Annotated in this window: 24 protein-coding genes and 1 tRNA gene; 10 read left to right on the top strand and 15 right to left on the bottom strand. The window is 70.4% G+C overall.

Annotation, left to right across the window (positions count from 1 at the left end; genetic code table 11):
- Nucleotides 1-2: 2 nt before the first annotated feature.
- The 6 genes from ACO07H_RS04885 to ACO07H_RS04860 all read right to left on the bottom strand — a co-directional run bounded on the left by ACO07H_RS04885 (nt 3) and on the right by ACO07H_RS04860 (nt 5905).
- Nucleotides 3-1139: an acyl-CoA dehydrogenase family protein gene (locus tag ACO07H_RS04885; protein WP_422011728.1), complete on the bottom strand. Its 1137-nt coding sequence runs from the start codon at nt 1137-1139 to the stop codon at nt 3-5.
- A 1-nt stretch (nt 1140) separates the two neighbouring features.
- Complete coding sequence (locus ACO07H_RS04880; protein ID WP_422011726.1) at nt 1141-1980, bottom strand: enoyl-CoA hydratase family protein; 840 nt, start codon at nt 1978-1980, stop codon at nt 1141-1143.
- The gene (locus tag ACO07H_RS04875; protein ID WP_422011724.1) at nt 1977-2462 is read right to left on the bottom strand and encodes a MarR family winged helix-turn-helix transcriptional regulator; all 486 of its coding nucleotides are present in this window, start codon (nt 2460-2462) and stop codon (nt 1977-1979) included. Before ACO07H_RS04875 ends, ACO07H_RS04880 begins: the two co-directional genes overlap by 4 nt.
- Complete coding sequence (locus ACO07H_RS04870) at nt 2462-3193, bottom strand: SDR family NAD(P)-dependent oxidoreductase (protein ID WP_422011722.1); 732 nt, start codon at nt 3191-3193, stop codon at nt 2462-2464. The genes ACO07H_RS04875 and ACO07H_RS04870 overlap by 1 nt, the downstream gene beginning before the upstream one ends.
- Nucleotides 3190-5526 (bottom strand): bifunctional salicylyl-CoA 5-hydroxylase/oxidoreductase, encoded by a 2337-nt coding sequence (locus ACO07H_RS04865; protein WP_422011720.1) that lies wholly within the window; start codon nt 5524-5526, stop codon nt 3190-3192. The genes ACO07H_RS04870 and ACO07H_RS04865 overlap by 4 nt, the downstream gene beginning before the upstream one ends.
- A gap of 118 nt (nt 5527-5644) precedes the next feature.
- Complete coding sequence (locus ACO07H_RS04860) at nt 5645-5905, bottom strand: DUF2789 domain-containing protein (RefSeq protein ID WP_422011718.1); 261 nt, start codon at nt 5903-5905, stop codon at nt 5645-5647.
- A 198-nt stretch (nt 5906-6103) separates the two neighbouring features.
- Between ACO07H_RS04860 and ACO07H_RS04855 the strand changes: the two genes are divergently transcribed.
- On the top strand, nt 6104-7231 hold the full coding sequence (locus tag ACO07H_RS04855) for a mechanosensitive ion channel family protein (protein ID WP_422011716.1): 1128 nt from the start codon (nt 6104-6106) through the stop codon (nt 7229-7231).
- Nucleotides 7232-7264: 33 nt separating this feature from the next.
- Here the strand turns inward: ACO07H_RS04855 and pgm are convergent, their stop codons facing one another.
- Both pgm and ACO07H_RS04845 read right to left on the bottom strand, forming a co-directional pair.
- Nucleotides 7265-8938 (bottom strand): phosphoglucomutase (alpha-D-glucose-1,6-bisphosphate-dependent), encoded by a 1674-nt coding sequence (gene pgm / locus ACO07H_RS04850; protein ID WP_422011714.1) that lies wholly within the window; start codon nt 8936-8938, stop codon nt 7265-7267.
- 16 nt (nt 8939-8954) lie between these two features.
- Nucleotides 8955-9590: a response regulator gene (locus tag ACO07H_RS04845; RefSeq protein ID WP_422011712.1), complete on the bottom strand. Its 636-nt coding sequence runs from the start codon at nt 9588-9590 to the stop codon at nt 8955-8957.
- Between the two features lie 224 nt (nt 9591-9814).
- On the opposite strand from ACO07H_RS04845, the gene ACO07H_RS04840 reads away from it, so the two are divergent.
- Entirely contained in the window at nt 9815-10105 is a 291-nt protein-coding gene (locus ACO07H_RS04840; RefSeq protein WP_422011710.1) for a hypothetical protein, read from the top strand.
- Nucleotides 10098-10631 (top strand): ferritin-like domain-containing protein, encoded by a 534-nt coding sequence (locus tag ACO07H_RS04835; RefSeq protein ID WP_422011708.1) that lies wholly within the window; start codon nt 10098-10100, stop codon nt 10629-10631. Before ACO07H_RS04840 ends, ACO07H_RS04835 begins: the two co-directional genes overlap by 8 nt.
- A 163-nt stretch (nt 10632-10794) precedes the next feature.
- On the opposite strand, the gene ACO07H_RS04830 is transcribed toward ACO07H_RS04835, so the two are convergent.
- The 4 genes from ACO07H_RS04830 to ACO07H_RS04815 all read right to left on the bottom strand — a co-directional run bounded on the left by ACO07H_RS04830 (nt 10795) and on the right by ACO07H_RS04815 (nt 12919).
- Nucleotides 10795-11295 (bottom strand): hypothetical protein, encoded by a 501-nt coding sequence (locus ACO07H_RS04830; protein ID WP_422011706.1) that lies wholly within the window; start codon nt 11293-11295, stop codon nt 10795-10797.
- A 262-nt stretch (nt 11296-11557) separates the two neighbouring features.
- Nucleotides 11558-12067: a hemerythrin domain-containing protein gene (locus tag ACO07H_RS04825; protein WP_422011704.1), complete on the bottom strand. Its 510-nt coding sequence runs from the start codon at nt 12065-12067 to the stop codon at nt 11558-11560.
- A 180-nt stretch (nt 12068-12247) separates the two neighbouring features.
- Nucleotides 12248-12607: a YciI family protein gene (locus ACO07H_RS04820; RefSeq protein WP_422011702.1), complete on the bottom strand. Its 360-nt coding sequence runs from the start codon at nt 12605-12607 to the stop codon at nt 12248-12250.
- Nucleotides 12608-12842: 235 nt separating this feature from the next.
- A tRNA-Met gene (locus ACO07H_RS04815) sits at nt 12843-12919 on the bottom strand.
- Nucleotides 12920-13095: 176 nt separating this feature from the next.
- Between ACO07H_RS04815 and ACO07H_RS04810 the strand changes: the two genes are divergently transcribed.
- The 4 genes from ACO07H_RS04810 to pdeM are packed head-to-tail and all read left to right on the top strand — an operon-like array spanning nt 13096 to nt 18944.
- Entirely contained in the window at nt 13096-14139 is a 1044-nt protein-coding gene (locus ACO07H_RS04810; RefSeq protein WP_422011700.1) for a ligase-associated DNA damage response exonuclease, read from the top strand.
- Complete coding sequence (locus ACO07H_RS04805; RefSeq protein WP_422011698.1) at nt 14136-15806, top strand: ATP-dependent DNA ligase; 1671 nt, start codon at nt 14136-14138, stop codon at nt 15804-15806. Before ACO07H_RS04810 ends, ACO07H_RS04805 begins: the two co-directional genes overlap by 4 nt.
- Nucleotides 15778-18294 carry a ligase-associated DNA damage response DEXH box helicase gene (locus tag ACO07H_RS04800; protein WP_422011696.1) on the top strand — a complete coding sequence of 839 codons (2517 nt, stop codon included), beginning with the start codon at nt 15778-15780 and terminating at the stop codon, nt 18292-18294. The genes ACO07H_RS04805 and ACO07H_RS04800 overlap by 29 nt, the downstream gene beginning before the upstream one ends.
- Nucleotides 18291-18944 carry a ligase-associated DNA damage response endonuclease PdeM gene (gene pdeM / locus ACO07H_RS04795; protein ID WP_422011694.1) on the top strand — a complete coding sequence of 218 codons (654 nt, stop codon included), beginning with the start codon at nt 18291-18293 and terminating at the stop codon, nt 18942-18944. The genes ACO07H_RS04800 and pdeM overlap by 4 nt, the downstream gene beginning before the upstream one ends.
- A 13-nt stretch (nt 18945-18957) precedes the next feature.
- On the opposite strand, the gene ACO07H_RS04790 is transcribed toward pdeM, so the two are convergent.
- The 3 genes from ACO07H_RS04790 to ACO07H_RS04780 form a co-directional block, all read right to left on the bottom strand.
- Nucleotides 18958-19524 (bottom strand): RNA polymerase sigma factor, encoded by a 567-nt coding sequence (locus tag ACO07H_RS04790; protein WP_422011692.1) that lies wholly within the window; start codon nt 19522-19524, stop codon nt 18958-18960.
- Nucleotides 19525-19667: 143 nt separating this feature from the next.
- The gene (locus ACO07H_RS04785; protein WP_422011690.1) at nt 19668-20195 is read right to left on the bottom strand and encodes a hypothetical protein; all 528 of its coding nucleotides are present in this window, start codon (nt 20193-20195) and stop codon (nt 19668-19670) included.
- Between the two features lie 158 nt (nt 20196-20353).
- Complete coding sequence (locus ACO07H_RS04780) at nt 20354-22198, bottom strand: serine/threonine protein kinase (protein ID WP_422011688.1); 1845 nt, start codon at nt 22196-22198, stop codon at nt 20354-20356.
- A gap of 212 nt (nt 22199-22410) precedes the next feature.
- Here ACO07H_RS04780 and tssA point away from each other — a divergent pair, with 212 nt between their 5' ends.
- The 3 genes from tssA (at nt 22411) to tssC (ending at nt 25636) form a co-directional block, all read left to right on the top strand.
- Nucleotides 22411-23493 carry a type VI secretion system protein TssA gene (gene tssA, locus ACO07H_RS04775; RefSeq protein WP_422011686.1) on the top strand — a complete coding sequence of 361 codons (1083 nt, stop codon included), beginning with the start codon at nt 22411-22413 and terminating at the stop codon, nt 23491-23493.
- A gap of 97 nt (nt 23494-23590) precedes the next feature.
- Nucleotides 23591-24085: a type VI secretion system contractile sheath small subunit gene (gene tssB, locus ACO07H_RS04770; protein WP_422011684.1), complete on the top strand. Its 495-nt coding sequence runs from the start codon at nt 23591-23593 to the stop codon at nt 24083-24085.
- A gap of 57 nt (nt 24086-24142) precedes the next feature.
- Nucleotides 24143-25636 carry a type VI secretion system contractile sheath large subunit gene (gene tssC / locus ACO07H_RS04765; protein WP_422011682.1) on the top strand — a complete coding sequence of 498 codons (1494 nt, stop codon included), beginning with the start codon at nt 24143-24145 and terminating at the stop codon, nt 25634-25636.
- The last annotated feature ends 48 nt before the right edge of the window (nt 25637-25684 follow it).

Genomic DNA, 25684 nt, shown 5'->3' with positions numbered 1-25684 from the left:
GTTCAAGCCTGCTTCAAAAGCTCGCGACCGATGATGAGTTGCTGCACTTCGCTGGCGCCCTCGTAGATGCGCAGCGCGCGGATCTCGCGGTACAGCGACTCGACGATTTCGCCGCGCCGCACGCCGCGCCCGCCGAAGAGCTGCACGGCCGCATCGATGACCCGCTGCGCGCCCTCGGTCGCCATCAGCTTGGCCATCGCAGCCTCCTGGGTGATGGTCTTGCCCTGGTCGCGCAGCCAGGCGGCGCGGTAGACCAGCAGCGCGGACGAATCCACCGTGCAGGCCATGTCGGCGAGCTTGGCCTGCGTCAGCGGCAGGTCGGCCAGCCGGGCGCCGAACATCGGCCTGGCCTTGGCCTGGGCCAGGCCCTCCTGCAAGGCCCGGCGCGCAAAGCCCAGCGCTGCGGCGGCGACGGAGGTGCGGAAGACATCCAGCGTGCGCATGGCCAGTTTGAAGCCCTCGCCGGGCGCGCCCAGCATCCGGGTCTTGGGCACGCGGCAGTTGGTGAAGCGCAGGCGGGCCAGGGGGTGCGGCGCGATGACGTCAATGCGTTCGGCAATCTCGAAGCCGGGCAGGCCGGCGTCGACGATGAAGGCGGAGATGCCGCGCGCACCGGGCGCTTCACCGGTGCGCGCGAACAGCACGTAGAAGTCCGCGATGCCGCCGTTGGAGATCCAGGTCTTCTCGCCGTTGAGCACATAGCTGTCGCCGTCCTCGGTGGCGCTGCACTGCAGGGCGGCCACGTCGGAGCCCGCCTCGGGCTCGGACAGCGCAAAGGCCGCCAGCATCTCGCCCCGAGCCACGCGCGGCAGGTAGTGCTCGCGCTGGGCCGGCGTGCCCTGCAGCGAGATGGCGCCGGAGCCCAGGCCTTGCATGGCGAAGGCGAAGTCGGCCAGACCGTCGTGCCGGGCCAGCGTCTCACGGATCAGGCAGATGGCCCGCGTGTCGATCCCTTGGCCGTCACCGGCCACCGCGTGGTTCAGCCAGCCGGCCGCTCCCAGTTGCGCGACCAGCCTGCGGCATTGCGCGTCGATGTCGCCGTCGTGGTGCACGTGCAAGAGCTCGCCGCACCACGCGTCCAGCGACGCCGCCAGCTCTCGATGCTTCGCGTCGAAGAAAGGCCAGTCCAGATGGTCCATGTCAGTCCCCCTGGAACGCCGGCTTCTGCTTGGCAGCAAACGCTTCGTATGCGCGGTGGAAGTCCTGCGTCATCATGCAGATGGCCTGGGCCTGGGCTTCGGACTCGATGGCCTCGTCCACGCCCATGGCCCATTCCTGATGCAGCATGCGCTTGGTCATCGCATGGCCGAAGCTGGGGCCGCTGGCGATCTCACCGGCCCATTTCAGCGTCTCGTCCAGCAGCTGCTCGGGCGCCGCCATGCGGTTCAGGAAGCCCCAGGCCAGCGCCTCCTCGCCGCCCAGGCTGCGCCCGCTGTAGAGCAGGTCCGACGCGCGGCCCTGGCCGACGATGCGCGGCAGCATCGCGCAGGCGCCCATGTCGCAGCCGGCCAGGCCCACGCGGGTGAACAGGAAGGCCGTCTTGCTGCGCGCCGTGCCCACGCGCAGGTCGGACGCCATCGCCAGGATGGCACCCGCGCCGGCACAGACGCCGTCGATGGCCGCGAGGATGGGCTGCGGGCAGGCGCGCATGGCCTTGACGAGGTCGCCCGTCATGCGCGTGAAGGTGAGCAGCTCGGGCATGGCCATGCCGGTCAGCGGGCCGATGATCTCGTGCACGTCGCCGCCCGAGCAGAAGTTGCCGCCGGCGCCTTGGATGGCGATGGCCTTGACCTCCTGCACATGGGCCAGGCGGCGGAACAGGTCGCGCAGCTCGGCATAAGACTCGAAGGTCAGCGGGTTCTTGCGCTCGGGCCGGTTCAACGTGATGAGCCCGACGGCGCCGTGCTGCTGCCAGCCGAAGTGTTCGGGCACGTAGCCGGCGAGGCTCTGGCTGTTGCCTGAGGAGAGGTGCGGATTCATGCGGTGTCCTTCTTCGCAAGATGCGTTTTCAGCTGCGCGAGCAAGTCGTGGATCTGCGTCTTCTGCGCCGGGCTCCAGCCCGCAAAAAGCTCGACGATCCAGCCCTCGTGCGTGGCGGCCATGCGCTTGAACTGGCGCCGGCCCTGCGGCGTGAGCCTGACGATGAAGCTGCGGCGGTCGTCGGCGCGCGTCTCGCGCAGCACCAGGCCCTCGCCTTCGAGCTGGTCGGTGATGCCGGTCACGTTGCCGCCGGTCACCATCAGGCGCTTGGACAGTTCGCGCATGGTCAGGCCGTCGGGGTGGCGCTCCAGCTGTGCCAGCAGGTCGAAGCGCGGCAAGGTGGTGGCGAAGTCGGCGCGCAGGCGCTGGCGGATCTGGTCCTCGATGCGCGTCGTGCAGGACAGCAGGCGCAGCCAGAGCTTCAAGGCCTGGTGGTCGTCGTCGGAGAGGCGGGTTTCGAGGTCCATCGGTTCCGCCGCCATCACATCGTCTCCCCGCCGCAGACGGCGATGGCCTGGCCGTTGACGCCGGCGGCGTTGACCAGCCAGGCCACGGTGTCGGCGACTTCTTCAGGCTGGATCAAGCGTCCCTGCGGATTGGCCCTGGCCAGCTCCGCCCTCGCCTGCGCCGCCGTGCGGCCGGTCTTGGCGACGATGGTGGCCATGGCGTTGGCGACGATGTCGGTCTCGGTGTAGCCGGGGCAGACGGCGTTGACCGTCACGCCCTTGGTGGCCACTTCGAGGGCCATCGCGCGGGTCAGGCCCAGCACGCCATGCTTGGCCGCGCAATAGGCTGCCACGTAGGCATAGCCCTTCAGAGCCGCGGTACTGGCCACGTTGACGATGCGGCCCTGGCCCAGCGCCAGCATGCCCGGCAGCACGGCGCGGCTGCACAGGAAGGTGCCGGTGAGGTTGACGTTCAAGAGGCGCTGCCAGAGGTCGAGCGAGGTCTTGTGCAGCGGCGCCGTCTCGACCTGGCCGGCGTTGTTGACGAGGATGCCCACATCGCCCACGGCGGCAAATGCCGCCGCGACGCTGGCCTCGTCGGCCACGTCGCAGACCTGGATGGCCACATCGCCCAACGAGGCCCGCTGCGCCTGAAGACGCGCCAGGCTGCGCCCCATCAGCGTGACCCGCGCGCCATTGGCCAGCAACCGCTTCGCGACCGCCGCGCCGATGCCGCTTCCTCCCCCCGTGATGACCGCGTGCTTCATACGCCCAACGCCTTGTTCGCCTGCTCGGCCGCGGCCACGTTCCCGGCGCGCTGGCGCTCGAACTCGCGTTCGAGCTGGCTCTTGCCTGAGAGGTACTGCTTCGGCCATTCCAGGCCAACAGGCCCGCGGTAGCCGATGCGCGCGGCCTCGGTCAGCGTCCAGGCCGGGTTGGCCAGGTGCGGCCGGGCGATGGCGCACAGGTCGGCACGGCCGGACGCGATGATGCTGTTGACGTGGTCGGCCTCGGAGATGGCGCCCACCGCCATCGTGGCGATGCCGACGCGGTTGCGGATGCTTTCCGCAAAAGGTGTCTGGAACATGCGCCCGTAGACCGGCTTCTGCGCCTTGCTGACCTGGCCGGAGGACACGTCGATGAGGTCCGCGCCTGCGTCCTTGAACGCGGCGGCGATGGCCACGGCGTCCTCGGGCGTGGTGCCGCCCGGCACCCAGTCGTGAGCCGAGATGCGCACCGATATCGGCCGGTCGTCGGGCCACGCCGCGCGCATCGCGATGAAGACTTCCAATGGGTAGCGCAGCCGGTTCTCCAGCGGGCCGCCATACGCGTCGTCCCGATGGTTGGTCAGCGGCGAGATGAAGGCGGACAGCAGATAGCCGTGCGCGCAGTGCAGCTCCAGCCAGTCGAAGCCCGCGGCGGCGGCACGGCGCGTGGCAGCGACGAAGTCATCACGCACCCGGTCCATGTCGGCCCGCGTCATCGCCCGGGCGAGCTGGCTGATGCCGGCCAGGTATTGCTGTTCGGACGCCGCGATCAGCGGCCAGTGGCCCGCTGCCAGAGGCTGGTCGTCGCCACCCGCCCACGGCACGCAGGTCGAGCCCTTGGGGCCGGCGTGGCCGAGCTGCATGGCGATCTTCGCGCTGCTGTTCGCGTGCACGAAGGCGACGATGCGCTGCCACGCCGCACCCTGCTCGTCCGTCCACAGACCCGGGCAGCCCGGCGTGATGCGCGCGTCGGGCGACACGCAGGTCATCTCGGCGAACACCAGGCCCGCGCCGCCCTGCGCCCGTGCGCCGAGGTGGGCCAGGTGGTAGTCGCCGGGGACGCCGTCCTCGCAGCTGTACTGCGCCATGGGCGACACGACGACGCGGTTCTTCAGTGTCAGGCCGCGTAGCCTGAAGGGCGTGAACATCGGCGGCACTTCGGCATCGACGCCGGCCTGACCCGCCAGCCAGCGCTCGAACTCGCCGACGTAGCGTGCATCGCGCAGCCGCAGGTTCTCGTGCGAGATGCGCTGCGAGCGCGTCAGCAGCGAGTAGGCGAACTGCTCGGGCGCCAGCCGCGCATGGCGCTCGACGTTCTCGAACCATTCGGTCGAGTTGCGCGCCGCGTTCTGGATGCGCAGCACGTCGATGCTGCGCGCGGCCTCATAGGCCTTCAGCGCCTCGCTCAGGTCGCCATGCGACTGGATGTCGCGCGCCAGGGCAATGGCGTCTTCCAGCGCAAGCTTGGTGCCCGAGCCGATGGAGAAATGTGCCGTGTGCGCCGCGTCGCCCATCAGCACGACAGGCGTGCCGCGGTCGTTGCGGTGCACCCAGGTCTTGCAGACCACGCGCGGGAAGCGTATCCACTGCGCCGAGCCGCGCAGGTGGCTGGCGTTGGAGATGAGCGTGTGGCCGTCCAGCACACCGGCGAACAGCTGCCCGCAGAAGGCGATTCCGTCTTCCTTGCTCATCTCCTCCAGGCCGGCGGCGCGCCAGACATCTTCCGGCGCCTCGACGATGAAGGTCGAATGCGTGTCATCGAAGCGGTAGGCGTGGGCCTGGAACCAGCCCCATTCGGTCTGCTGGAAGTCGAAGGTGAAGGCGTCGAACAGCTTTGTCGTGCCCAGCCACACAAAGCGGCAGGCGCGCAGGTCGATGTCGGGCTGGTAGGTTGCGGCGTACTTCTGGCGGATGCGGCTGTTCAACCCGTCGGCGGCGATGATGAGATCGGCGTCGATGTCAGCGTCATCGCCCACATCCGTTTCGTAGACCAGCTCAACGCCAAGCCGCTCGCAGCGGGACTGCAGGATGTTCAGCAGCTTCTTGCGGCCGATGCCGCAGAAACCATGGCCGCCCGACACGATGCGCCGACCGCCGATGTGCACGGCGATGTCATCCCAGTGGTTGAAGGCGTCGCTGATCTGCTCCGCCGTCGCGGGGTCCGCCGTCCGCAGCGCCTCGACCGTCTGGTCCGACAGCACGACGCCCCAGCCGAACGTGTCGCCCGCGCGGTTGCGCTCCAGCACCCGCACCTCATGTGTCGGGTCGGCCTTCTTCATCAGCAGGGCGAAGTAGAGGCCGGCGGGGCCGCCACCAATGCAGGTGATACGCATGGATGTGTTCCTTGCGCAGCACTTTAGGAATCAATAGTTCAAGCGTCAATCAAATTGACGCCAAGCTCCGCCCGGACAAACCCGGACAGCGCGCCTGCAGCCTCAGCCGCGGGCGGCTTCAGAGGTCTTCGGGCGCCGGGTGCTCGCGCAGCGCGGCGTTCAGCTGGTCCACCAGCAGCGTCCAGTCGCCATCGTCGGCGCGCCACTGCTCGCGCAGGAAGGCCTGCTGGCTGGGCGTCCAGAACGGCGCGTCGGGCAGGCTCAGCTCGTTGGGTACCGGCTTGTGCTCGGCGATGAAGCGCTTGATGTCTTCCGGCGAGTCCGGCAGGCCGAGCTGGCAGAAGAGTTCGGTCATGTCATGGCTGGTGGCGGTGTCCATCGTGGGTCCTTGGTTTGAATTGGCTGAGGTTCGACGTGACCTTAGGGGAGCGCGTCGGCACCCGGTGTCAGCCAAAGCCTCGTCCATCGAGCGGCCCGCCGTGTCGGTCAACGCCCACAGGCCCGGCTGTCGATCACCGACAGACTCACCGCGCACCGCGGCCTACGGTGTCGCAGATGAAGACTGCCGGAGCGCGACATGACGTGGAATGAGATGCTGGCCCGAATCGAGGCCGCCTGGCCCGACGTGGCCTGGACCGAGGTGCTGCTCGCCGTGTTGGCGGGCGCGTTGACCATCGTCGTCATCAAGGCCGGCCTGCGCCTGGTCGTGCGCCGGATGCGGGCGCTGGCGCAGCGCACGACGACCACGGTGGACGACGCACTTGTCAGCGTACTGGAGCGCACCCACGGTGCGCTGATCTGGCTCGTGGGCGTGTTGGTGGGCCTGAGCATGCTGCCGCTGGATGACCGCTGGCATGGGCGCATCTCGCAGCTGTGGTTCGTCATCGTGGCGCTGCAGCTGGGCCTCTGGTTGCAGCAGGCGGCGGCGCAGATCCTGGCCGCGCACCAGCTGCGCCACGGCCATGGCGCGGTGCCGTCGGCCTCGGCGACGCTGCTGGGCTGGGCGCTGCGCGGCACGCTGTGGGTGGTGGTGGTGCTGGCCGTGCTGTCCAACCTGGGCGTCAACATCACGGCCTTCGTCGCCAGCCTGGGCATCGGCGGCATCGCGATCGCGCTGGCGGTGCAGAACATCCTGGGCGACCTGTTCGCGTCGCTGGTGATCGCGGTGGACAAGCCCTTCGAGGTGGGCGACTCCATCACCGTCGGCGAGGTGAACGGCACGGTCGAGCAGGTGGGGCTGAAGACCACGCGCATCCGCAGCCTGGGCGGCGAGCAGATCGTCATGTCCAACGCCGAGCTGCTCAAGCGCACCGTGTCCAACTTCAAGCGCCTGCGCACGCGGCGCGTGCTGTTCAAGTTCGGCATCACCTACGACGCGACGGCCGAGCAGGTGGAAGAAGTGCCCAAGCTGGTGCGCGAGCTCATCGAGGCGGACGAGCAGCTGGAATTCGTCCGCGCCCACTTCAAGGGCTTCGGCGAAAGCTCGCTGGACTTCGAGGTGGTCTACCGCGTGAAGGACGCCGACTTCGAGGTCTACATGGACCACCAGCAGGCGCTGAACCTGGCGCTGATGCGCGCCTTCCAGCAGCGGGGCCTGAGCTTCGCGTTCCCGACGCGCACGGTCAACGTCGTGGCGGCCGGCCAGCCGCCGGCTCCGCCTGCCTTGGCAGGGGAGCGGCCCCAGGCGGCGCTCGCCGCGGGTTGAGGGATCGCCGCCGAGGGTACGGCGCACCAGGGCTCAGCCGGCCGCGCCGGATGCGCCGTTGGCGAGCGCACCGTCCACCAGCGCCTGCGCCTCCTGCAGCAGCTGCCGCAGGTGCTGCTCGTCACGAAAGCTCTCGGCGTAGATCTTGTACAGGTCTTCCGTGCCGGACGGCCGCGCGGCGAACCAGCCGCTGGCGGTGGTCACCTTGATGCCGCCGATGGGCTCGCCGTTGCCGGGCGCTGTGCTCAGCACCGTGTCGACAGGCTCGCCCGCCAGCGACGTGGCCGTGAACTCGCTGGCGGTCAGCGCGGCCAGCCGCTGCTTCTGCTCGCGCGTGGCCTTGGCCTGCACGCGGTCGGCCAGCGGCGCGCCCAGCTCGGCAGCGAGCAGGGCGTAGCACGCGCCGGGGTCGCGGCCCTGGCGGGCGGTGATCTCGGCGGACAGCAGCGCGGCGGCGATGCCGTCCTTGTCGGTCGTCCACACCCGGCCGTTGCGGCGCAGGAAGGACGCGCCCGCGCTCTCCTCGCAGCCCAGGCCCAGGCTGCCGTCCAGCAGGCCCGGCGCGAACCACTTGAAGCCCACCGGCGCGTCGAACACCGGCGCCCCCAGGTGGCGGGCGATGCGGTCGATCAGCGCCGTGGTCACCACGGTCTTGCCGATGGCGGCATCGGCATGCCAGCCGGGGCGGTAGCGCAGCAGGTAGTCCACCACGACGCTGAGGTAGTGGTTGGGCGGCAGCAGGCCGCTGCTGGACGTGACGATGCCGTGGCGGTCATGGTCGGTGTCGCAGGCGAACGCCACGTCGAAGCGGTCGCGCAGCTGCGTGAGGCGCTGCATGGCATCGGGCGACGACGGGTCCATGCGGATCTGGCCGTCCCAGTCCAGCGGCATGAAGGCGAACTGCGGGTCCACCACGTCGCTGACGACGGTGAGCGGCAGGCGGTAGCGCTCCGCGATGGCGGGCCAGTAGGCCACGCCCGCGCCGCCGAGCGGGTCCACGCCCAGGCGCACGCCCGAGGCGCGGATCAGGTCGAAGTCGATGACCTCGCCCAGGGCCGCGACGTAGCGGGCCTGGAAGTCGTGCTCATGGCAGGTCGGCCGCGCCAGCGCGCGCTCGGCATCCACGCGCAGCACGCCGGCGAGTTCATGCCGCAGGTAGTGGTTCGCACCGGCCTGGATGACCGAGGTGATGCGGCTGTCCGCCGGGCCGCCATGCGGCGGGTTGTACTTGAAGCCACCGTCGCGCGGCGGGTTGTGCGAGGGCGTGACGACGATGCCATCGGCCCGCGCGCTGCCCTCACGGCCGGCGTTGTGTTCGAGGATGGCGAAGGACACCGCCGGTGTCGGCGTGAACTGGCCGGGCGGCGCCAGCATCACCTCCACGCCGTTGCCGGCCAGCACTTCCAGCGCGCTGGCCAGGGCCGGCTCCGACAACGCATGCGTGTCGATGCCCAGGAACAGCGGCCCGGCAATGCCTTGTTGCTTGCGGTGGTCGCAGATGGCCTGCGTGATGGCCAGCACATGCCACTCGTTGAACGAGCCGTCCAGCGCCGAGCCGCGGTGGCCCGACGTGCCGAAGACGACCTGCTGCTCGGCACTCGCCGGGTCGGGCCGGCGCGAGAAGTAGGCCTCACGCAACGCCTCGACGTCGATGAGCACATCGGGCGGCGCGGGCTGGCCGGGCTGCGGGAGGATAGGAACGCTCATCCTGCGCCCCGGCGGCTTACTGGATCAGGCCGTTCTTCAGCGCGTAGTAGGTCAGGTCGCTGTTGGTCTGCAGCTTGAGCTTCTCCAGCACGCGGGTGCGGTAGGTGCTCACGGTCTTGACGCTGAGGAACATCGCCTTGGCCATGTCGCCCACCGTCTCGCCCTTGGCCAGGCGCAGGAACACCTGCAGCTCGCGCTCGGACAGCGACTCGTGCAGCGGCTTGTCGGTGTCGCCACCGGCCATGCCGTCGGCCAGCAGTTCGGCCACGGCCGGGCTGATGTAGCGCCGGCCGCGCGACACCGTGCGGATCGCGTTGGCGATGTCTTCGGGGTCGCATTCCTTGTTCAGGTAGCCGCTGGCGCCCTGGCGCAGCAGCGCGGTGGCGTAGTGCGCCTCCGGGAAGCCGCTGAGGATGAGCACCGGCAGATCCGGGAAGCGCGCACGGATGGCGCCCAGCGCATCCACGCCGCTCTGGTCGGGCATGGAGATGTCCATCAGCAGCACGTCGACGTCGCCGCCGCGCGCCAGTTCCAGCGCGTCGCGACCGTTGGCCGCCTCGCCGGTGACACGGAGGTCGACGTTGTCGCTCAGGAATTGGCGCAGGCCGGAACGCACGATGGCGTGGTCGTCAACGATGCCGATGCGAATCATGGAAGTCCCCTCGATCTATTGGACGGATGCAAGCCTAGCCCCCGCATCGGCGGGATGCGATCAGCCGTGTCCTACAAGGCCTCAGATTTATTTGCACCACCCGCCGCTTGTCCTACCCCGGCTTGCGTGGCCGGCCGGCACCGCCGGCGCTGGCGTTTTTGCACAGTCTGGGCCACGCGGCTGAGGGGCCGCACCGAGCAGACGAGGAGCAGCCCATGAAGGCCTTGAACGACACCCTGGCGCTTTTCGCGCCACCGCGCTGGCTGATGTTCAGCGTCGCGGCGCTGCTGGCCGCGGCGCTCCTGGCGGCGCTGGTCGACACGATGCAGGACAACATCCGCCGCGGCGAAGCGCTGCGCGAAGGCCAGCGCGTCAGCCACGTCCGACAGACGCTCAGCACGGGCGCCGATGCCGCCGCAGCCACCCAGCCACGACAGTTGCGACAGGCAAACGCCTTCACGCCGCAACGGCAGGGGGCACTGGAAGACACAACCAAGGTGGCACGCTATGACTGAGAAGCAGACCCTGAAGCTCAACGAAGCCGGCCTCGACGCCGCGCGCAGCCATCTGGACGATGGCGCCGTCACGCCCGCCTACGGCCCGTGGCGAGACGACATCGTCGCCCTGCTCAACGGCGCGCTGGCGACCGAGCTGACCTGCGTGCTGCGCTATCGCCGCCACCACTACATGGCCAAGGGCCTGGAATCGCCGGCCATCGCCGAGGAGTTCCTCGTGCATGCCAACGCCGAACTGGGCCATGCGGACCGGCTGGCGCAGCGCATCGTGCAGCTCGGCGGCGAACCGGACTTCAACCCCGTCGGCCTGCTGGACCGCAGCCACGCTGGCTACGACGAGATCAACGAGCTCAAGGGCATGATCAAGTCCAACCTGACGGCCGAGCGCGTGGCGGTCGAGAGCTATCGCCAGATGATCCACCTGGTGGCCGACAAGGACTCGACGACGCGCCGCCTGCTGGAAGACATCCTCGCCGACGAGGAAGAGCACGCCGATGAACTGAGCGACTGGATGACGCGCGCCTGACACGGCCCGCGACCCAGCAAAGCCGGCCTGGTGCCGGCTTTCTTTCGTCCTCGTCGACCTTCCCCTTTCAGCTCCCGGGGCGCGCACGGAACCCCATGGAATACGCCCGCTGACGTCGTGCGGTCAGCGGGCGTTCCAAGGCTGAACCTTGGCGCAGCACTCGTCACCAGGTGGCTGAGTAGCTGAGCATCACGCGACGCGCCTGCGGGCGCAGCATCAGGCGGCTCTGGGGGCTGAGGCTGTAGGTGAATGCACCGCGCAGGCCCACCAGGCCTTCGGACTTGGGCCGCTCGAACGCCATGCGCGATGCCCAGCCGGAATCGCGCTGCCAGACCGGCGCCTCGATGCCGCCGCGCAGCTTGCGGGTCAGGTCATAGCTCACGCCCGCCCACACCGCTTCTCGCACGGAGGCCTGCGGACCCAGTTGAACCGGTGAGCGCACCTGCTGCTCCAGCCCGAGCTGATAGCGCCAGCGCGAGAGCTCGCGCTGCCGGCTCAACCACTGCGGGTCGCGCCAGTTCAGGTCCGGGTCGGCCAGGGCCGACCAAGCGGCAGCCTGGCCGGCCAGCGCCGGCTGCCCGCCGGTGGTGCCGGCTGCGCTTTGCGCCCCGGCGTGACCGGCCATCCACAAGCCAAACATCGAAAGGATCAGGCGGGACTTCATGGTGCGCAAACCTCGTCTTGGATGGACAAATCATGGGCGAGGGGCCGAGCGCCCGGCGTCGGCAGCATTCGGCAACGCGTATCGGACAAGCGGAGGGAGGGCCGCCGCCGCAGACCGACAGCGTGTCGGTCCGGAACCCCTCGCACGGGCCATGCGTTGCGGGCCGCTCCAACGGCCGGCGAGCGGCAGGCGCGCAGGCGAACCGCGACCGCAGCGGCGGCCCGCGCCGGCCACCGGCGCGGCGCAGGTCGCCCGTGATGCGTCACTGCGCCATCAGTTGCTGCTTGCGCTCGGCCATCTGCCGGCCGAGCTCGACCAGGTCGAGCTTGGATTTCGTCGCCTTGGGGAACATCTCGTTCTGTTCCTCCTTGACGTGGTGCTTGACGAATTCGCCCATCACCTTGACCTTGGCATCGAAGTCCTCGCCGTCGGGCTCCCGGCCCCGGACTTGCGCGATCAGGTCCTTCACCGACTGGTGTTCGACCTTGGCCTCCGGCACCAATTCCTTGTCCTTCAACGCGGCCTTGAAAGCCGGGTAGAAGATGTCTTCTTCGAGCGTCGTGTGGACGGTCAGCTCAGCGCAAATGGACTCGACCAGGCGCCGCTTGACGTTCGCGGAGCGGGCCTTCTCGTACTCGTCGAAGAGCGCGGCGACCTTCTTGTGGTCCTCGCGCAGCATGGCGACGGCATCTTGCTGGCGCGGCGCGCGTGTGGGCTTGGCGGCCGGCTTGCGCGCGCGGGTGGGGGTTGCAGACTGGGCTGCTGTGGGCATGGTGGGTCTCCAGTTGAAAGGGAGCCCCATGCTCAAGCCGGACCCGGGCGCGGGTTGCAGGCCGCTGGGAAAATCAGGCGTAGTCCGGCGCCGATGCGAACCCGGCGACCATCGCGCGCCGGTGCCACGGGCACCCGTCGCGGCGCCCTCGACACAAGCGTTGGCGCCGGACGCGGTCCGTCACGTGCGGGCAGCCATTTCGGGCGGCACCGGCATGAACTCGCGCACGTCCTGGGCGCAGCGGCAAGCCGCGGCGATCCTGGCGGCCCAGTGGCAGGCTTCTTCCTTGCTGGGCACGTCGACGATGGTGAATCCACCGATGAAGTCCTTGCAGGCCGCGTCCGGCCCCTGGGTGCGCGTGCCGTCCGTGGCCACCACGGTCGTCAGCGCGGGGTCCAGCAGCCCGCCGCCAAAGACGAAGATGCCCGCGTCCATCGCCGCCAGGACGACTGTGACCGCGGCCTTGCCCACGGCCGGGAAGTCAGCCTCGGGGACATGGCTCATCGCGCCATCGTTGAACGAGATCAGGTACTGGGTCACGTCTTGCTCCTTGGTTCGGCGGCCCCTTTGGGCCGGCACCATCACACGACGAACGGGCTTGCGCAGACTCGACAAGCTGCCGAGACAAGCGGTGCGGCGCGGGCGCTGTGCCCGTCAGCCGTTGCCGCCAAGGCCATCGATGCTCACCGGGGCACCGCGTCGGCGACAAACCCGAAAACGACAAAGCCCGCACTGGGCGGGCTTTGCTGGGTCCTTCACAGGACCCTTAATTTCTTGGTTGCGGGGGCAGGATTTGAACCTACGACCTTTGGGTTATGAGCCCAACGAGCTACCAGACTGCTCCACCCCGCGACTGAAGCTAGCAGTTTAGCACAGGTTTCATCAGCTGGGCAAATTCCCTTTCGGCGAGTGACAAGGCGCATCGACGACACCCGCCTGTAGGCCCGCGCGCCGGGGCGGTGCAAGCGCACGGCGCATGCGTGGTGTGCCGCCCACAAGCCGCGGCGCGGATTGGGCACACTGCCGCCATGCCCGATCTGGTCACACGCCGCGCGCAAGGCCTGTACTGCGAAGCCGGCGGCTTCTACATCGATCCCTGGTTGCCGGTGGCGCGTGCTGTCATCACGCACGCCCATGCCGACCATTGCCGCCCCGGCCACGCCGCGTATCTGGCGCACGCCGATGCGCTGGGCCTGATGCGCGCACGGCTGGGCGATGGCGCCGCGCTGGAAGGCCTGGCTTACGGCGAGCCCCGGCGTATCGGCGACGTGGCCGTGAGCCTGCACCCGGCCGGCCACGTGCTGGGCTCGGCGCAGGTGCGCATCGAGCACCGCGGCGAGGTGTGGGTGGTGGCGGGCGACTACTTCGTCAGCGGCGCGGGCGACTGCAACACGACCTGCGCGCCGTTCGAGCCGGTGCGCTGCGACGTGTTCGTCACCGAGAGCACCTTCGGCCTGCCCATCTACCGCTGGGCGCCGCAGTCTGACGTGCTGGCAGACATGCGCGCCTGGTGGGCCGACTGCGCCGCGCAGGGTCGGCATGCGCTGCTGATGGGCTACAGCCTGGGCAAGGCGCAGCGGCTGGTGGCCGGCCTTGCCACGGCAGACGCGCCCGGGCCGGTGCTGGTGCATGGCGCCGTCGCGCGGCTGAATGCCGCGTACCGGCAGGCTGGCGTGGCGCTGCCCGAGGTGGCCACCGTGACGCCGGAAACGAACTTCAAGGCGCTGCGCGGCGCGCTGGTCATCGCCCCGCCGGCCGTGCAGGGCAGCCGCTGGGCGAAGTCCCTGGGGCCGCACAGCGACGCCTTCGCCAGCGGCTGGATGCGGCTGCGCGGCGCGCGCAGGCGGCGTGGCGTGGACCGCGGCTTCGTGTTCAGCGACCACGCGGACTGGCCCGGGCTGCTGTCGGCCATCCGCGCCACCGGCGCACCGCGCGTCATCGTCACCCATGGCGACGAAGGCACGCTGGTGCGCTACCTGACCGAGCTGGGCCTGCAGGCCGAGGCCTTCGCCACCGAGTACGGCGACGAGGCCCACGGCGGCCTGGACGGCGGCACGGAGGGCGAGGCGTGAAGCGCTTCGTCGCGCTGTACCTCGCGCTGGATGCGAGCACGTCCACGCTCGCGAAGGTGGCCGCTCTGAAGCGCTACCTGGCCGACGCGCCGCCGCGAGATGCCGCCTGGGCGGTCTACCTGCTGGCCGGCGGCCGGCCGCGGCGCGCGGTGCCGACGAGCGAGCTGCGCGCGCTCGCCTGCGAGGCGGCGGGCCTGCCCGACTGGCTGTTCGAGGCCGGCTACGCGGTCACCGGCGACCTCGCGGAGGCCATCGCCTACGTGCTGCCCGACCCCGTGGACCGCTTCGACGAGCCGTTGGCGGACTGGATGGAACAGCGCATCCTGCCGATGCGGGCGCTGGACGCCACGGCGCGGCGCGACGCCGTGCTGCGCGCCTGGCGCGGGCTGTCGGCCAACGAGCGCTTCATGTTCGTGAAGCTGGTGGGCGGCGGCTTTCGCGTGGGGGTCAGCAAGCTGCTGGTGCAGCGCGCGCTGGCCGAATGGTCGGGGGCCGATGCGGCCGGCATCGCGCAACGCATGATGGGCTACACCGACATCGACACGCCGCCCACCGCAGCGCGCTTCGAGGGCCTGCTGCGCGAGGACACCAGCGGCGCGCGCGGCGGGCAGCCCTACCCGTTCTTCCTGGCGCATCCGCTGCAGTCGGAGCCGGCCACGCTGGGCGCTCGCAGCGACTGGCTGGCCGAATGGAAGTACGACGGCATCCGCGCGCAGGTGGTCAAGCGCGACGGCCAGGTGTGGATCTGGTCGCGTGGCGAGGAGCTGGTCACGGAGCGCTTCCCCGAGGTGGCCGCGGCGGCCGGTGCGTGGCCGGACGGCACGGTCGTCGACGGCGAACTGCTGGCCTGGCACGCCGGCGAGGCCGCGCCGGCGCCGTTCGCGCTGCTGCAAAAGCGCATCGGCCGCACCCAGCTGTCCAAGGCCATCCTGGCCGAGGCGCCGGTGCGGCTGCTGGCCTACGACCTGCTGGAGAGCGAAGGCATGGACCGCCGCGCCGAACCCATGCAGGTGCGGCGCGCGCGGCTGGAGCAGTTGGGCATCGCGACCTCGCCGCTGCTGGACGCGGCCGACTGGCCCGGGCTCGCCGCGGCGCGCGAGGGCTCGCGTGACCGGCGTGTGGAAGGCTTGATGCTCAAGCACCGCGAGTCGCCGTATGGCATCGGCCGCACCGGCAACGCGTGGTGGAAATGGAAGGTCGCGCCGCTGACGGTGGACGCGGTGCTGATCTACGCCCAGGCGGGGCACGGTCGGCGCGCCAACCTGTACACCGACTACAGCTTCGCCGTGTGGAACCGCGCCCCGCGCGACGCCGCGGAGGCCCAGGCGGCGCTGGACGCGCCGGGGGGCGAGCTGTCGCTGGTGCCGTTCGCCAAGGCGTACTCGGGGCTCACCGACGAGGAGATCCGCGGCGTGGACCGCGTGATCCGCAAGACGACGGTGGAGAAGTTCGGCCCGGTGCGGCGCGTGCGGCCGTCGCTGGTGTTCGAGCTGGGGTTCGAGGGGATTCAGGCGAGCACGCGGCACAAGAGCGGGATCGCGGTGCGGTTCCCGAGGATGCTGCGCATTCGCGACGACAAGCCGCTGCATGAGGCCGACACACTGGCCACGCTGCGCGCACTGATGGAGATCGCCCCGCATGGCGACGAAGACGCGGCCGCCGACTGAGTGGCTGGCCACGCGCGGCTGGCAGGCGTTCCCGTTCCAGCGCGAGGTCTGGCGGGAGATGGCCAAGGGCCGCTCGGGCCTGCTGCACGCCACGACCGGCTCGGGCAAGACACTGGCCGTGTGGCTGGGCGCACTACAAACCTTGGCCGACACCGAGGCCCCGCTGACCGTCCTGTGGATCACCCCCATGCGCGCGCTCAGCCACGACACGCTGCTGGCCCTGCAAGACGCGGCGAGCGCCCTCGCCCCGCACTGGACGCTGGCTGCGCGCACCGGCGACACCGGCAGCAGCGAACGCGCGTCGCAGCAGCGCCGCTGGCCCACGGCGCTGGTGACGACGCCGGAGTCGCTGAGCCTGCTGTTGTCCCGCGCCGACGCGCCCGACGTGCTCCAGCGCGTGCGCCTGGTGGTCGTGGACGAATGGCACGAGCTGCTGGGCAGCAAGCGCGGCGTGCAGTTGCAGCTCGCGCTCGCGCGGCTGCGCCGCTGGAACCCGGCGCTGATGACCTGGGGCCTGTCCGCCACGCTCGCCAATCTGGACGAGGCACGCGACACGCTGGCGCCGCACGCCGTGCTCGTGCAGGGCAGGCAGGACAAGCAGATCGCCATCGACACGCTGCTGCCCGCCCGCATCGAGCGCTTCGCCTGGGGCGGCCACATGGGGCTGTCCATGTTGCCCGCGGTCGTCGCGCGCATCGACGCGGCGGCCAGCAGCCTCGTGTTCACGAACACGCGCTCGCAGTGCGAACGCTGGTTCCAGGCCCTGCTGGACGCGCGGCCCGACTGGGCCGGACTGATCGCGCTGCACCACGGCTCCATCGACGCCGACATGCGCCGCTGGGTGGAAGCGGCGATGAAGGCCGGCACGCTGAAGGCCGTCGTGTGCACCGCGAGCCTGGACCTCGGCGTGGATTTCCTGCCGGTGGAACAGGTGCTGCAGATCGGCTCGGCCAAGGGCGTGGCGCGGCTGTTGCAGCGCGCCGGCCGCAGCGGGCACGCACCGGGCCGGCGCTCGCGCGTGACGATGGTGCCCACGCACAGCCTGGAGATCGTCGAGGCCTCGGCGCTGCGCGCGGCCGTGCAGGCCGGCCACATCGAGCCGCGCCGGCCGCCACGCGCACCGCTGGACGTGCTGGTGCAGCACCTCGTCACGGTCGCGCTGGGCGGCGGCTTCCGGCCCGACGAACTGCTGGCCGAGGTGCGCACCGCGCCCAGCTACCGGGACCTGGGCGACGAGGCCTGGCAGTGGGCGCTGGCCTTCGTGCGCCACGGCGGCGAGAGCCTGCGCATCTACCCGGACTTTCAGCGCGTGATGCCGGACGACGACGGCGTGTGGCGCGTGCCGGACGCGCGGCTGGCGCGGCGGCACCGCAGCAACATCGGCACCATCGTGTCGGACGCGTCGGTGAGCGTGCAGTTCCTGACCGGCGGTCGCATCGCGACGGTGGAGGAGAGCTTCATCGCGCGGCTGAAGGCGGGTGACGTGTTCCTGCTCGGCGGCCGCGCGCTGGAGCTGGTGCGCACCGAGGGGCTGACCGCCTATGTGCGCATCGCCAAGGCCGGCCACGCCGTGCTGCCACGCTGGGACGGCGGGCAGTTCCCCATCTCCGACACGCTGGCCGGCGCGATGCTGCAGCGCTTCGACGAAGCCGCGCATGGCCGGTGGTCGGATGCGGAGATGCGCTTCGTCCGGCCGCTGCTGTCGCTGCAGGCCGAATGGTCGGCACTGCCCGGGCCGCAGCGCCTGCTGGCCGAGGTGCTGCGCTCGGCGGACGGGCATCACCTGTTCCTGTACCCGTTCGCGGGCCGCACGGTGCACCTGGGCCTGGCGTCGCTGCTGGCCTGGCGCGTCGGGCGCGACATGGCGGCCACGTTCACGATGGCGATCAACGACTACGGCTTCGAGCTGCTCAGCGCGACAGAGGTGGACTGGGCGGCGCGCCTGCCCGCGCTGCTGGCGCCGGTGGACGGTGCGGTGCTGCGCGAGGAGGTGCTGGCCAGCCTGAACGCAGGCGAGCTGGCGCGGCGGCGCTTCCGGCAGATCGCGCGCATCGCGGGGCTGATCTTCCAGAGCCACCCCGGCGAGGCGCGCAGCCAGCGGCAGCTGCAGGCGTCGGCGTCGCTGTACTTCGACGTGTTCCGCCAGCACGACCCGGCCAACCGGCTGCTGCGCCAGGCCGAGGAGGAGCTGCTGTCGGCCGAGCTGGACGTGGACGCGCTCGGCAGCACGCTGCAGCGCCTGGCGGGCCAGCAGCTGGACGTGCAGCATCCGGCGCGGCCCACGCCGCTGGCGTTCCCGCTGCTGGTGGAGCGGTTGCGCGAGCGGGTCTCGACCGAATCGCTGGCGCAGCGGCTGTCGCGCATGCTGGGCGAGCTGGAAGCCGCGGCGGGCGGCAGCGCGCCGCAGGACGTGGGCGCGCGGCTCAGCTTCGGGCAGGAGAGCAGCAAGCCCGCGCCGCGGGCGCGATCACGGCGGAGCCGCCGATGAGCCTGCCCCTGGAGGCCGCCGGCGAGACGCTGCAACTGCTGGCCGAGGGCGCCGTGTGGTGGCCGGCCGCACGCACGCTGTTCGCGGCCGACCTGCACCTGGGCAAGGGCGCCGCCTTCCGCGCCCAGGGCCAGGCAGTGCCGGCCGGCGCCAGCGCGCAGACGCTGGCGCGGCTGCAGGCGCTGGCAGACCGGCATGGCGCCACGCGGCTGGTCGTGCTGGGCGACTTCTGGCATGGCGCGCAAGGCCTCACGCCGTCGCTGCTGGACGCGGTGGCCGTATTCGCCCAGCGCCTCGACACCGTGCTGGTGCTGGGCAACCACGACCGCCGCATCCATCCCGACGGCCTGCCCGTCACCGCCGTGCGCGGCACGCTGGCGCTCGGCCCGCTGCTCACCGCCGCGCACGAGCCGCCGCCGGCGGACGCGCCGGGCTTCACGCTGGCCGGGCATCTGCATCCGGCCATCGTCCTGCGCAGCCGGGCGGGCGACCGGCTGCGCCGGCCCTGCTTCGTGCGTTACCCGAACGCGCTGGTGCTGCCCGCGTTCGGCGGGCTCACGGGCGCGATGACGCTGCGGCGGCAGGAACTGGCCCGCCAGCGCGCCGACGTGGCGGTGCTGGGCGACGGGCAGGTGTCCTGGTTGCCCTGAGCGGCGCGCAGGCTCAGAACGGCAGTTGGGCGCCGCGCGCCTGCAGCCGGTTGCGCAGGTGGGAGCGCGCGCGCGACACGCGGCTGCGCACGGTGCCGATGGGCACGGACAGCAGCGCCGCGGCGTCCTCGTAGCTCATGTCGTCCATGGCCACGAGCAGCAGCACCTCCCGCATCTCGGGCATCAGGCCGTCCAGCTCGGTCTGCAGCAGCTTCATCAGCTGGTTCATGTGGCATTGCTGCTCGGGATTGGCCTGCGTGCAGGGCGTGCCATCCAGCGCGCTTTCGTCCTCGAAGCGGTACAGCCGCGACGGCGCGCGCGCCAGGTGGTTGCGCACCAGGTTCATCGCGATGCCGTAGAGCCAGGTCGACAGTTGCGACTCGCCACGGAACTGCTCGAACGTGCGCGCCGCCTCCACGAACGCCTGCTGGGCCAGTTCCTCGGCTTCCGTGCTGTCACCGATGTGCCGCAGCACGAAGCGGTACAGGCGGTCGCGGTGCTCGCCGAACAGCTCAGAGAAGATGACGTTCGGGTCGGCGGCCACGGCCGGGATACGGATCGAGGAACACTGGGGCTGCATCACGGGCTCCGAGCGGGTGCTGCGACCGACATGGCCGCCTTGTCGAACAGACGCCGCAGCGCGGCGACCTGCGACAGTCGCCGCACGCTCCATCCCGCATTTCGAGGGCGGGGTTTTCCCTCGGGCCGGGAACGATTCGTGACTTAGTGCACGGCCTGCGTCAACAGCGCCCGCAACTGGGTCGTCACCGCCGCCGCGTCGACCGGCGGCCCGGCGCAGAAGTCGGCGGCCAGCGCGGCGTCCAGCGCCTGCCGGCGGTCGGGGCTCAGCAGCCCGGGATCCAGCCCGAGGCTTTCGGCCAGCCGGCGGAAACGCCAGCCCATCATGACCGCGGAGAACTCGATCTGCAGCAGGTGCGCCTGGGCGCTCAGCAGGCTGAACGCCGACTCCGCGCAGGCCGCCGCACGGCGCACCGTGCGGGCGGGCAGGATGCGGCGCGGCTGCAGGCCCAACGCACATTCACGCTCGGCGATGGCGCTGGCCGCGTCGCCGAACTGCCGGCGCAGCGCCATGACGAACAGCTGGCCGACCTGGTCGGACGCCGACGGCGCGGGCGTGGCGCCGCTGCACACCTCCAGCCGGCCCTCCACAGACGCGGCCCACAGCAGCGGCCCACGCGCCGCGGCGTGCATGAACGCATCCAGCAACGGCAGGTGGGGTGTCGCCTCCAAGGGGGCGACCGGGGCTTGGCTACGGTTCAGAACGCGGTCCCGAGGTCGGAAGGAGGATCGCCGAGCCGCGTTCGGCGCGGATCTGCAGTCATCCATAGGTAACCGCGACGGCAGCCGGGTTCCCACCCCGCTCCCTCGCGCCAACGAAGGAAAAGGAATTAACGGATCGCTGCCACGCTGAACAAGGCCGCGCCGTACTCGGCCGAGCAGTTGGGCCGGCCACAGTCCGGCTGACCCAGCAGCCAGGTGGGCGCGCCCGGCGCGGCGCCGGTGGCGGGCCCCTGGGCGGGCAGCGACAGGAAGCCGTAGGACGGGTCTTTCTCGGTCGCCCAGGGCACGAAGCTGCGCGGCTCGGCCGTGACCAGCACGAGGAAATGCTCCAGCCCCGCCGGCTCGCTGGCCTTGAGCGGCCAGCTGGCCTGCGGCAGCTTCAGCGTCTGGTTGGCCGCGACGCGGTTGTTGCGCGACTTGTCGTTCGGGTAGAGCTGCATCAGGCTGCCATCCGGGCCGGCGAGCAGCACGTAGACATAGCCCTCGCGCGAGGACGTGACGCTGAAGCGCAGGTCGTCGCGGTCGATGCGCAACTGGCTGCGCTCGGCCTGGGCCTGCACCTCGAAGCCGCCGCTGTGCTGCGCAACGACCTGCTGGAACTGGCCGAGCAGGTCCTTGGGTGCCGGCGCCGGCTGGGCGACCGGCGCAGCCACGGGCGCCGGCGAGGGTGCGGGGGCGACGGTGGCCGCGGGCGTGTCGGCCGGCGCGGCAGGCCGGGTCGCGAGATACCCGCCCACGCCCAAGGCAGCCAGCACGGCCAGGCCGATCGCCACCAGCAGCGGCGTGCGGCTCGGCACGCCGCCGGCCTTGGCGGGGGCTGGCGCCGCCTTCGCGGGCGTCGCAGCCGGCGTCTGGATCAGTGTCGCCATCTGGCCGGCCTTGGGCGTGTACTCGCCGGCCAGGCCCAGCTCTTCGCGGAACTGCGTCATGGACTGCGTGCGCTGGTCGGGCAGCACCTGCAGCGCGCGGTCCACGGCCTGCACGAGGCGGTCGCTGTAGCGGCCCTGCGCGGCCTGCGCCAGCGGCACGTAGTCGTCCTTGACGATGCGGCCCACGCTGGGCGGCGGCGTCTTGCCGGTGATGGCGCAGTAGATGACGGCGGCCAGCGCGTAGACGTCGGTCCAGGGGCCCTGCTTCATGCTGGGCACCTCGGCGTACTGCTCGATGGGCGCGTACCCGGGCTTGAGGATGACGGTGAGCGCCTGCGTCATGTCGCCGATGACGCGCCGGGCGGCGCCGAAGTCCAGCAGCAGCGGCCGGCCGCTGCCGGCCACCAGGATGATGTTGTCCGGCGCGATGTCGCGGTGGTAGCAGCTCTCGCCATGCAGCACCAGCAGCGCCTCGGTCAGGGGGCTCAGCATCTCCATCAGCCAGGCCTCGCTCGGCGGTTCGCCCATGGCCTTGAGCGTGTCCTTCACCGTCTGGCCTTCGATGAAGGGCATGACCATGAAGGCGGTGCCGTTGGCCTCCCAGAACCGGTAGACCTTGACGAGCGACGGATGGTCGAACTGCGCCAGCAGCCGCGCCTCGTTGATGAAACTCTTCAGGCCTGCCTCGAAGGTGTCGCGGTGGCGCTCGGAGCGCACCCGCACCTGGGACTGGTCGCCACGCAGCGCCAGTGCGGCGGGCATGTATTCCTTCAGCGCGACCATGCGCTCCAGCGCATGGTCGCGCGCCAGGTAGACGATGCCGAAGCCGCCTTCGCCCAGCACGCGGGTGACCTCGAACTCGGCCTGCCGGCTGCCCACGGGCAAGGCGTTGCCGCCTTCGCCGCGCGCGGGCGGCGGCTCGGCCGGCGGCGCCGGGGCGACGGGCGGGCTGACCATCTCCGTGGGCGCATCCACGGTCGGCGCGACCACGGCCGCCGGAGCCGGCGCGCGCGGGATCGGCCGGATGATGGTCGCGTCGCTGTCGTGGCTGGCGTCCGGATCGCTGGAGTCGGGAGAGTTCATCGTGCGGCGTGGCGGCGGGCGCGGGTGCGCGTGCCCAGGATGGTGAGTGTCGCCCGGGCGCAAACCGTTCCCGCATCCGGGGGACAAGTTTGTCGCTGCCGGCGCCCCCAGGGAACTAAGCCGCAACCCCGGTTACTTAACCGCCGAGCCCCTGTCTGCCCCGCACCGCGGCAGGCCCAGAAACGGCTCGCAGCGCCCTTTTCCGCACATCCATGGACACCACTTCCTTCGACGAGTCGCCTGATCCCGCGTTGTCGCTCAGCAGCGACCCGGCGCTGGCGCCGTGGCTGGAGCCGGTCTCGGAAGACGATCCCTGCGGCACCGACCTGGAATACGACAACGACTTCCTGGCGCTGACGCAGGCCGCCGCGGGCAAGCCCGAGAGCCAGTTCGCCGCCGCCGAGCCGCCCGACTGGCGCGCGGTGCTGAGCCAGGCCGAAGAACTCAACAGCCGCACCCGCGACCTGCGCGTGGCCAACCTGTGGCTGCGCGCCCGGCTGCGCCTGGACAGCTTCGCGGTGCTGGCGCCGGGCCTGCGCCTGTTCGAATACCTGCTGACGCGCTGGTGGGACGAACTGCACCCGCGGCTGGACGACGGCGACGCCTTCGCCCGCGTCAATGTGCTGTCCGAACTGGCCAGCCTGGACGTGACGCTCGGCGACGTGCGCGCCAGCCTGGTGCTGAACGACCGCAGCATCGGCCAGCTGACGGTGCGCGACATCGAGATCGCCGTGGGCGACCTGGTGCCGCGCGACGACGAGTCGACGCCCTCCCGCGGGCAGGTCGAAAGCATGCTGGCCGACGCCGTGGCCGACAACCCGCAGGTCGGCACGCAGGCCACCGAAGCCATCGCCGCGCTGGCCTCGCTGAACGAGTGCCTGTCCCTGCGCCTGGGCTTCGGCGAGCTGCCGGACTTCTCGCCGCTGCGGAGCATGCTGGACAGCATCGCCTCGGTGTCACCGCGACCGGCAGGTGCCGACGACGAGACGGGCGGCCTGGCCGACATGCTCAATGACCTGGGCATCGACGGCGAGGACGCGGCCCCGGCCGGCCGCCGCAGCCGCGGGGGGGGCGGCCTGGGCAGCATCGAAAGCCGTGCCGATGCGGTGCGCGCCATCGACCTCGTCTGCGCCTACCTTGAAAAGAACGAACCCACCAACCCGGCGGCCAACCTGCTGCGCCGGGCCCAGCGCCTGATCGACCGCAACTTCCTGCAGCTGGTGCGCGAGTTCGCCCCCGAGGCGGTCGGTGAAGTCGCCCGCATGCTGGGCGTGGACCCCGAGAGCCTGGAGTGACCGCAGTGGATTGCATCGCCGCCGTCCATCGCCGTGCCGCGCGCATCGCGGCAACCGACCTTTGAACACCTGAATCCCATCCGCAAGGAGCATTGAGATGAGCAAGAGCAGCCAGAAATTCATCGCCCGCAACCGGGCACCGCGGGTGCAGATCGAGTACGACGTGGAGCTGTACGGCGCCGAGAAGAAGGTGCAGCTGCCCTTCGTCATGGGCGTGATGGCCGACCTGTCCGGCAAGCCCGAGGAGCCGCTGCCGCCGGTGGCCGACCGCAAGTTCCTCGAGATCGACGTCGACAACTTCGATTCGCGCATGAAGTCCATGAAGCCGCGCGTCGCCTTCAACGTCGACAACACGCTGACCGGCGAAGGCAGCCTGCCGGTGGACATCACCTTCGAGAGCATGGACGACTTCTCGCCCGCCGCCGTGGCGCGCAAGGTGGACGGCCTGAGCAAGCTGCTGGAAGCCCGCCAGCAGCTGTCCAACCTGATCACCTACATGGACGGCAAGAGCGGCGCCGGCGACCTCATCGCCAAGGTGCTGGCCGACCCGACGCTGCTGAAGACGCTGACCGACGCGCCGAAGTCGGAATGACGGCCGAACAAGCCGCAGCACCCCAAGAACACCACTGAAACGACCGGAGTTTCAAACATGACCCAAGCGGAACAGTCAGCATCGGCCCTGGCCGGCGTGACCTTCGAAGGCAACGACTTCGCGGCACTGCTGAACAAGGAGTTCAAGCCCAAGACGGACGAGGCGCGCGGCGCCGTGGCGCAGGCGGTGCAGACGCTGGCACAGCAGGCGCTGTCCAACACGACGCTGCTCAGCGACGACGCCGTCAAGACCATCGAGGCCATGATCGCGGCCATCGACGAGAAGCTGACGGAGCAGATCAACCTGATCATGCACCACGAGGATTTCCAGAAACTGGAATCCGCCTGGCGCGGCCTGCACTACCTCGTCAACAACACCGAGACCGACGAGCAGCTCAAGATCCGCGTCATGAACGTGTCCAAGACGGACCTGAGCAAGACGCTGAAGCGCTACAAGGGCACGGCCTGGGACCAGTCGCCGCTGTTCAAGAAACTCTATGAAGAGGAATACGGCCAGTTCGGCGGCCAGCCCTACGGCTGCCTGGTGGGCGACTACCACTTCGACCACACGCCGCCCGACGTGGAGCTGCTGGGCGAGCTGGCCAAGATCGCGGCCGCCGCGCATGCGCCGCTCGTCACCGGTGCCGCGCCCAGCGTCATGCAGATGGAAAGCTGGCAGGAGCTCGCCAACCCGCGCGACCTGACCAAGATCTTCACGACGCCGGAATACGCCGCCTGGCGCTCGCTGCGCGAGTCCGACGACGCGCGCTACCTGGCGCTGTGCATGCCGCGCTTCCTGTCGCGCCTGCCCTACGGCGCCAAGACCAGCCCGGTCGAGGAGTTCGCGTTCGAGGAAGACACCGAAGGCGCCGACCACAGCAAGTACACCTGGTCCAACGCCGCCTACGCGATGGCGGTGAACATCAACAGCTCGTTCAAGCAGTACGGCTGGTGCTCGCGCATCCGCGGCATCGAGTCCGGCGGCGCCGTCACCAACCTGCCCACGCACTCCTTCCCGACCGACGACGGCGGCGTGGACATGAAGTGCCCGACCGAGATCGCCATCTCCGACCGCCGCGAGGCCGAGCTGAGCAAGAACGGCTTCCTGTCGATGGTGCACCGCAAGAACAGCGATTTCGCGGCCTTCATCAGCGGCCAGTCGCTGCAAAAGCCCGCCGAATACGACGACCCCGACGCCACCGCCAACGCGGCGCTCGCGGCCCGCCTGCCCTACCTCTTCGCCTGCAACCGCTTCGCCCACTACCTGAAGTGCATCGTGCGCGACAAGGTCGGCTCGTTCAAGTCGCGTGACGCGATGGCGGACTGGCTCAACAGCTGGATCCTGAACTACGTCGACGGCGACCCGATGAACTCCTCGGAGGAAACCAAGGCCATGCGCCCGCTCGCGGCAGCACAGGTCGAGGTCGAGGAGGTGGAAGGTGCACCGGGCTACTACCAGTCCAAGTTCTACCTGAAGCCGCACTACCAGCTCGAGGGCCTGACCGTGTCCTTGCGCCTGGTGTCCAAGCTGCCGTCCGAAAAGTCGGCCTGAACACAGGTCGGAGAGCCTGCCCCGCGCGGGAGCAGGACGGGCTCTTCG

The sequence above is a fragment of the Roseateles sp. genome, from assembly GCF_965229315.1.
GTDB lineage: Bacteria > Pseudomonadota > Gammaproteobacteria > Burkholderiales > Burkholderiaceae_C > Pelomonas.
The sequence above is the reverse complement of the archived record's forward strand: the minus strand, read 5'-3'. Positions and strand labels throughout refer to the sequence as shown.

What these genes read in the sequence shown, in the direction of transcription:
- ACO07H_RS04885 (WP_422011728.1), bottom strand. Translation starts at nt 1,139, where the DNA reads ATGGACCATCTGGACTGGCCTTTCTTCGACGCGAAGCATCGAGAGCTG.
- ACO07H_RS04880 (WP_422011726.1), bottom strand. Translation starts at nt 1,980, where the DNA reads ATGAATCCGCACCTCTCCTCAGGCAACAGCCAGAGCCTCGCCGGCTAC.
- ACO07H_RS04875 (WP_422011724.1), bottom strand. Translation starts at nt 2,462, where the DNA reads ATGGCGGCGGAACCGATGGACCTCGAAACCCGCCTCTCCGACGACGAC.
- ACO07H_RS04870 (WP_422011722.1), bottom strand. Translation starts at nt 3,193, where the DNA reads ATGAAGCACGCGGTCATCACGGGGGGAGGAAGCGGCATCGGCGCGGCG.
- ACO07H_RS04865 (WP_422011720.1), bottom strand. Translation starts at nt 5,526, where the DNA reads ATGCGTATCACCTGCATTGGTGGCGGCCCCGCCGGCCTCTACTTCGCC.
- ACO07H_RS04860 (WP_422011718.1), bottom strand. Translation starts at nt 5,905, where the DNA reads ATGGACACCGCCACCAGCCATGACATGACCGAACTCTTCTGCCAGCTC.
- ACO07H_RS04855 (WP_422011716.1), top strand. Translation starts at nt 6,104, where the DNA reads ATGACGTGGAATGAGATGCTGGCCCGAATCGAGGCCGCCTGGCCCGAC.
- pgm (WP_422011714.1), bottom strand. Translation starts at nt 8,938, where the DNA reads ATGAGCGTTCCTATCCTCCCGCAGCCCGGCCAGCCCGCGCCGCCCGAT.
- ACO07H_RS04845 (WP_422011712.1), bottom strand. Translation starts at nt 9,590, where the DNA reads ATGATTCGCATCGGCATCGTTGACGACCACGCCATCGTGCGTTCCGGC.
- ACO07H_RS04835 (WP_422011708.1), top strand. Translation starts at nt 10,098, where the DNA reads ATGACTGAGAAGCAGACCCTGAAGCTCAACGAAGCCGGCCTCGACGCC.
- ACO07H_RS04830 (WP_422011706.1), bottom strand. Translation starts at nt 11,295, where the DNA reads ATGAAGTCCCGCCTGATCCTTTCGATGTTTGGCTTGTGGATGGCCGGT.
- ACO07H_RS04825 (WP_422011704.1), bottom strand. Translation starts at nt 12,067, where the DNA reads ATGCCCACAGCAGCCCAGTCTGCAACCCCCACCCGCGCGCGCAAGCCG.
- ACO07H_RS04810 (WP_422011700.1), top strand. Translation starts at nt 13,096, where the DNA reads ATGCCCGATCTGGTCACACGCCGCGCGCAAGGCCTGTACTGCGAAGCC.
- ACO07H_RS04800 (WP_422011696.1), top strand. Translation starts at nt 15,778, where the DNA reads ATGGCGACGAAGACGCGGCCGCCGACTGAGTGGCTGGCCACGCGCGGC.
- pdeM (WP_422011694.1), top strand. Translation starts at nt 18,291, where the DNA reads ATGAGCCTGCCCCTGGAGGCCGCCGGCGAGACGCTGCAACTGCTGGCC.
- ACO07H_RS04790 (WP_422011692.1), bottom strand. Translation starts at nt 19,524, where the DNA reads ATGCAGCCCCAGTGTTCCTCGATCCGTATCCCGGCCGTGGCCGCCGAC.
- ACO07H_RS04780 (WP_422011688.1), bottom strand. Translation starts at nt 22,198, where the DNA reads ATGAACTCTCCCGACTCCAGCGATCCGGACGCCAGCCACGACAGCGAC.
- tssA (WP_422011686.1), top strand. Translation starts at nt 22,411, where the DNA reads ATGGACACCACTTCCTTCGACGAGTCGCCTGATCCCGCGTTGTCGCTC.
- tssB (WP_422011684.1), top strand. Translation starts at nt 23,591, where the DNA reads ATGAGCAAGAGCAGCCAGAAATTCATCGCCCGCAACCGGGCACCGCGG.
- tssC (WP_422011682.1), top strand. Translation starts at nt 24,143, where the DNA reads ATGACCCAAGCGGAACAGTCAGCATCGGCCCTGGCCGGCGTGACCTTC.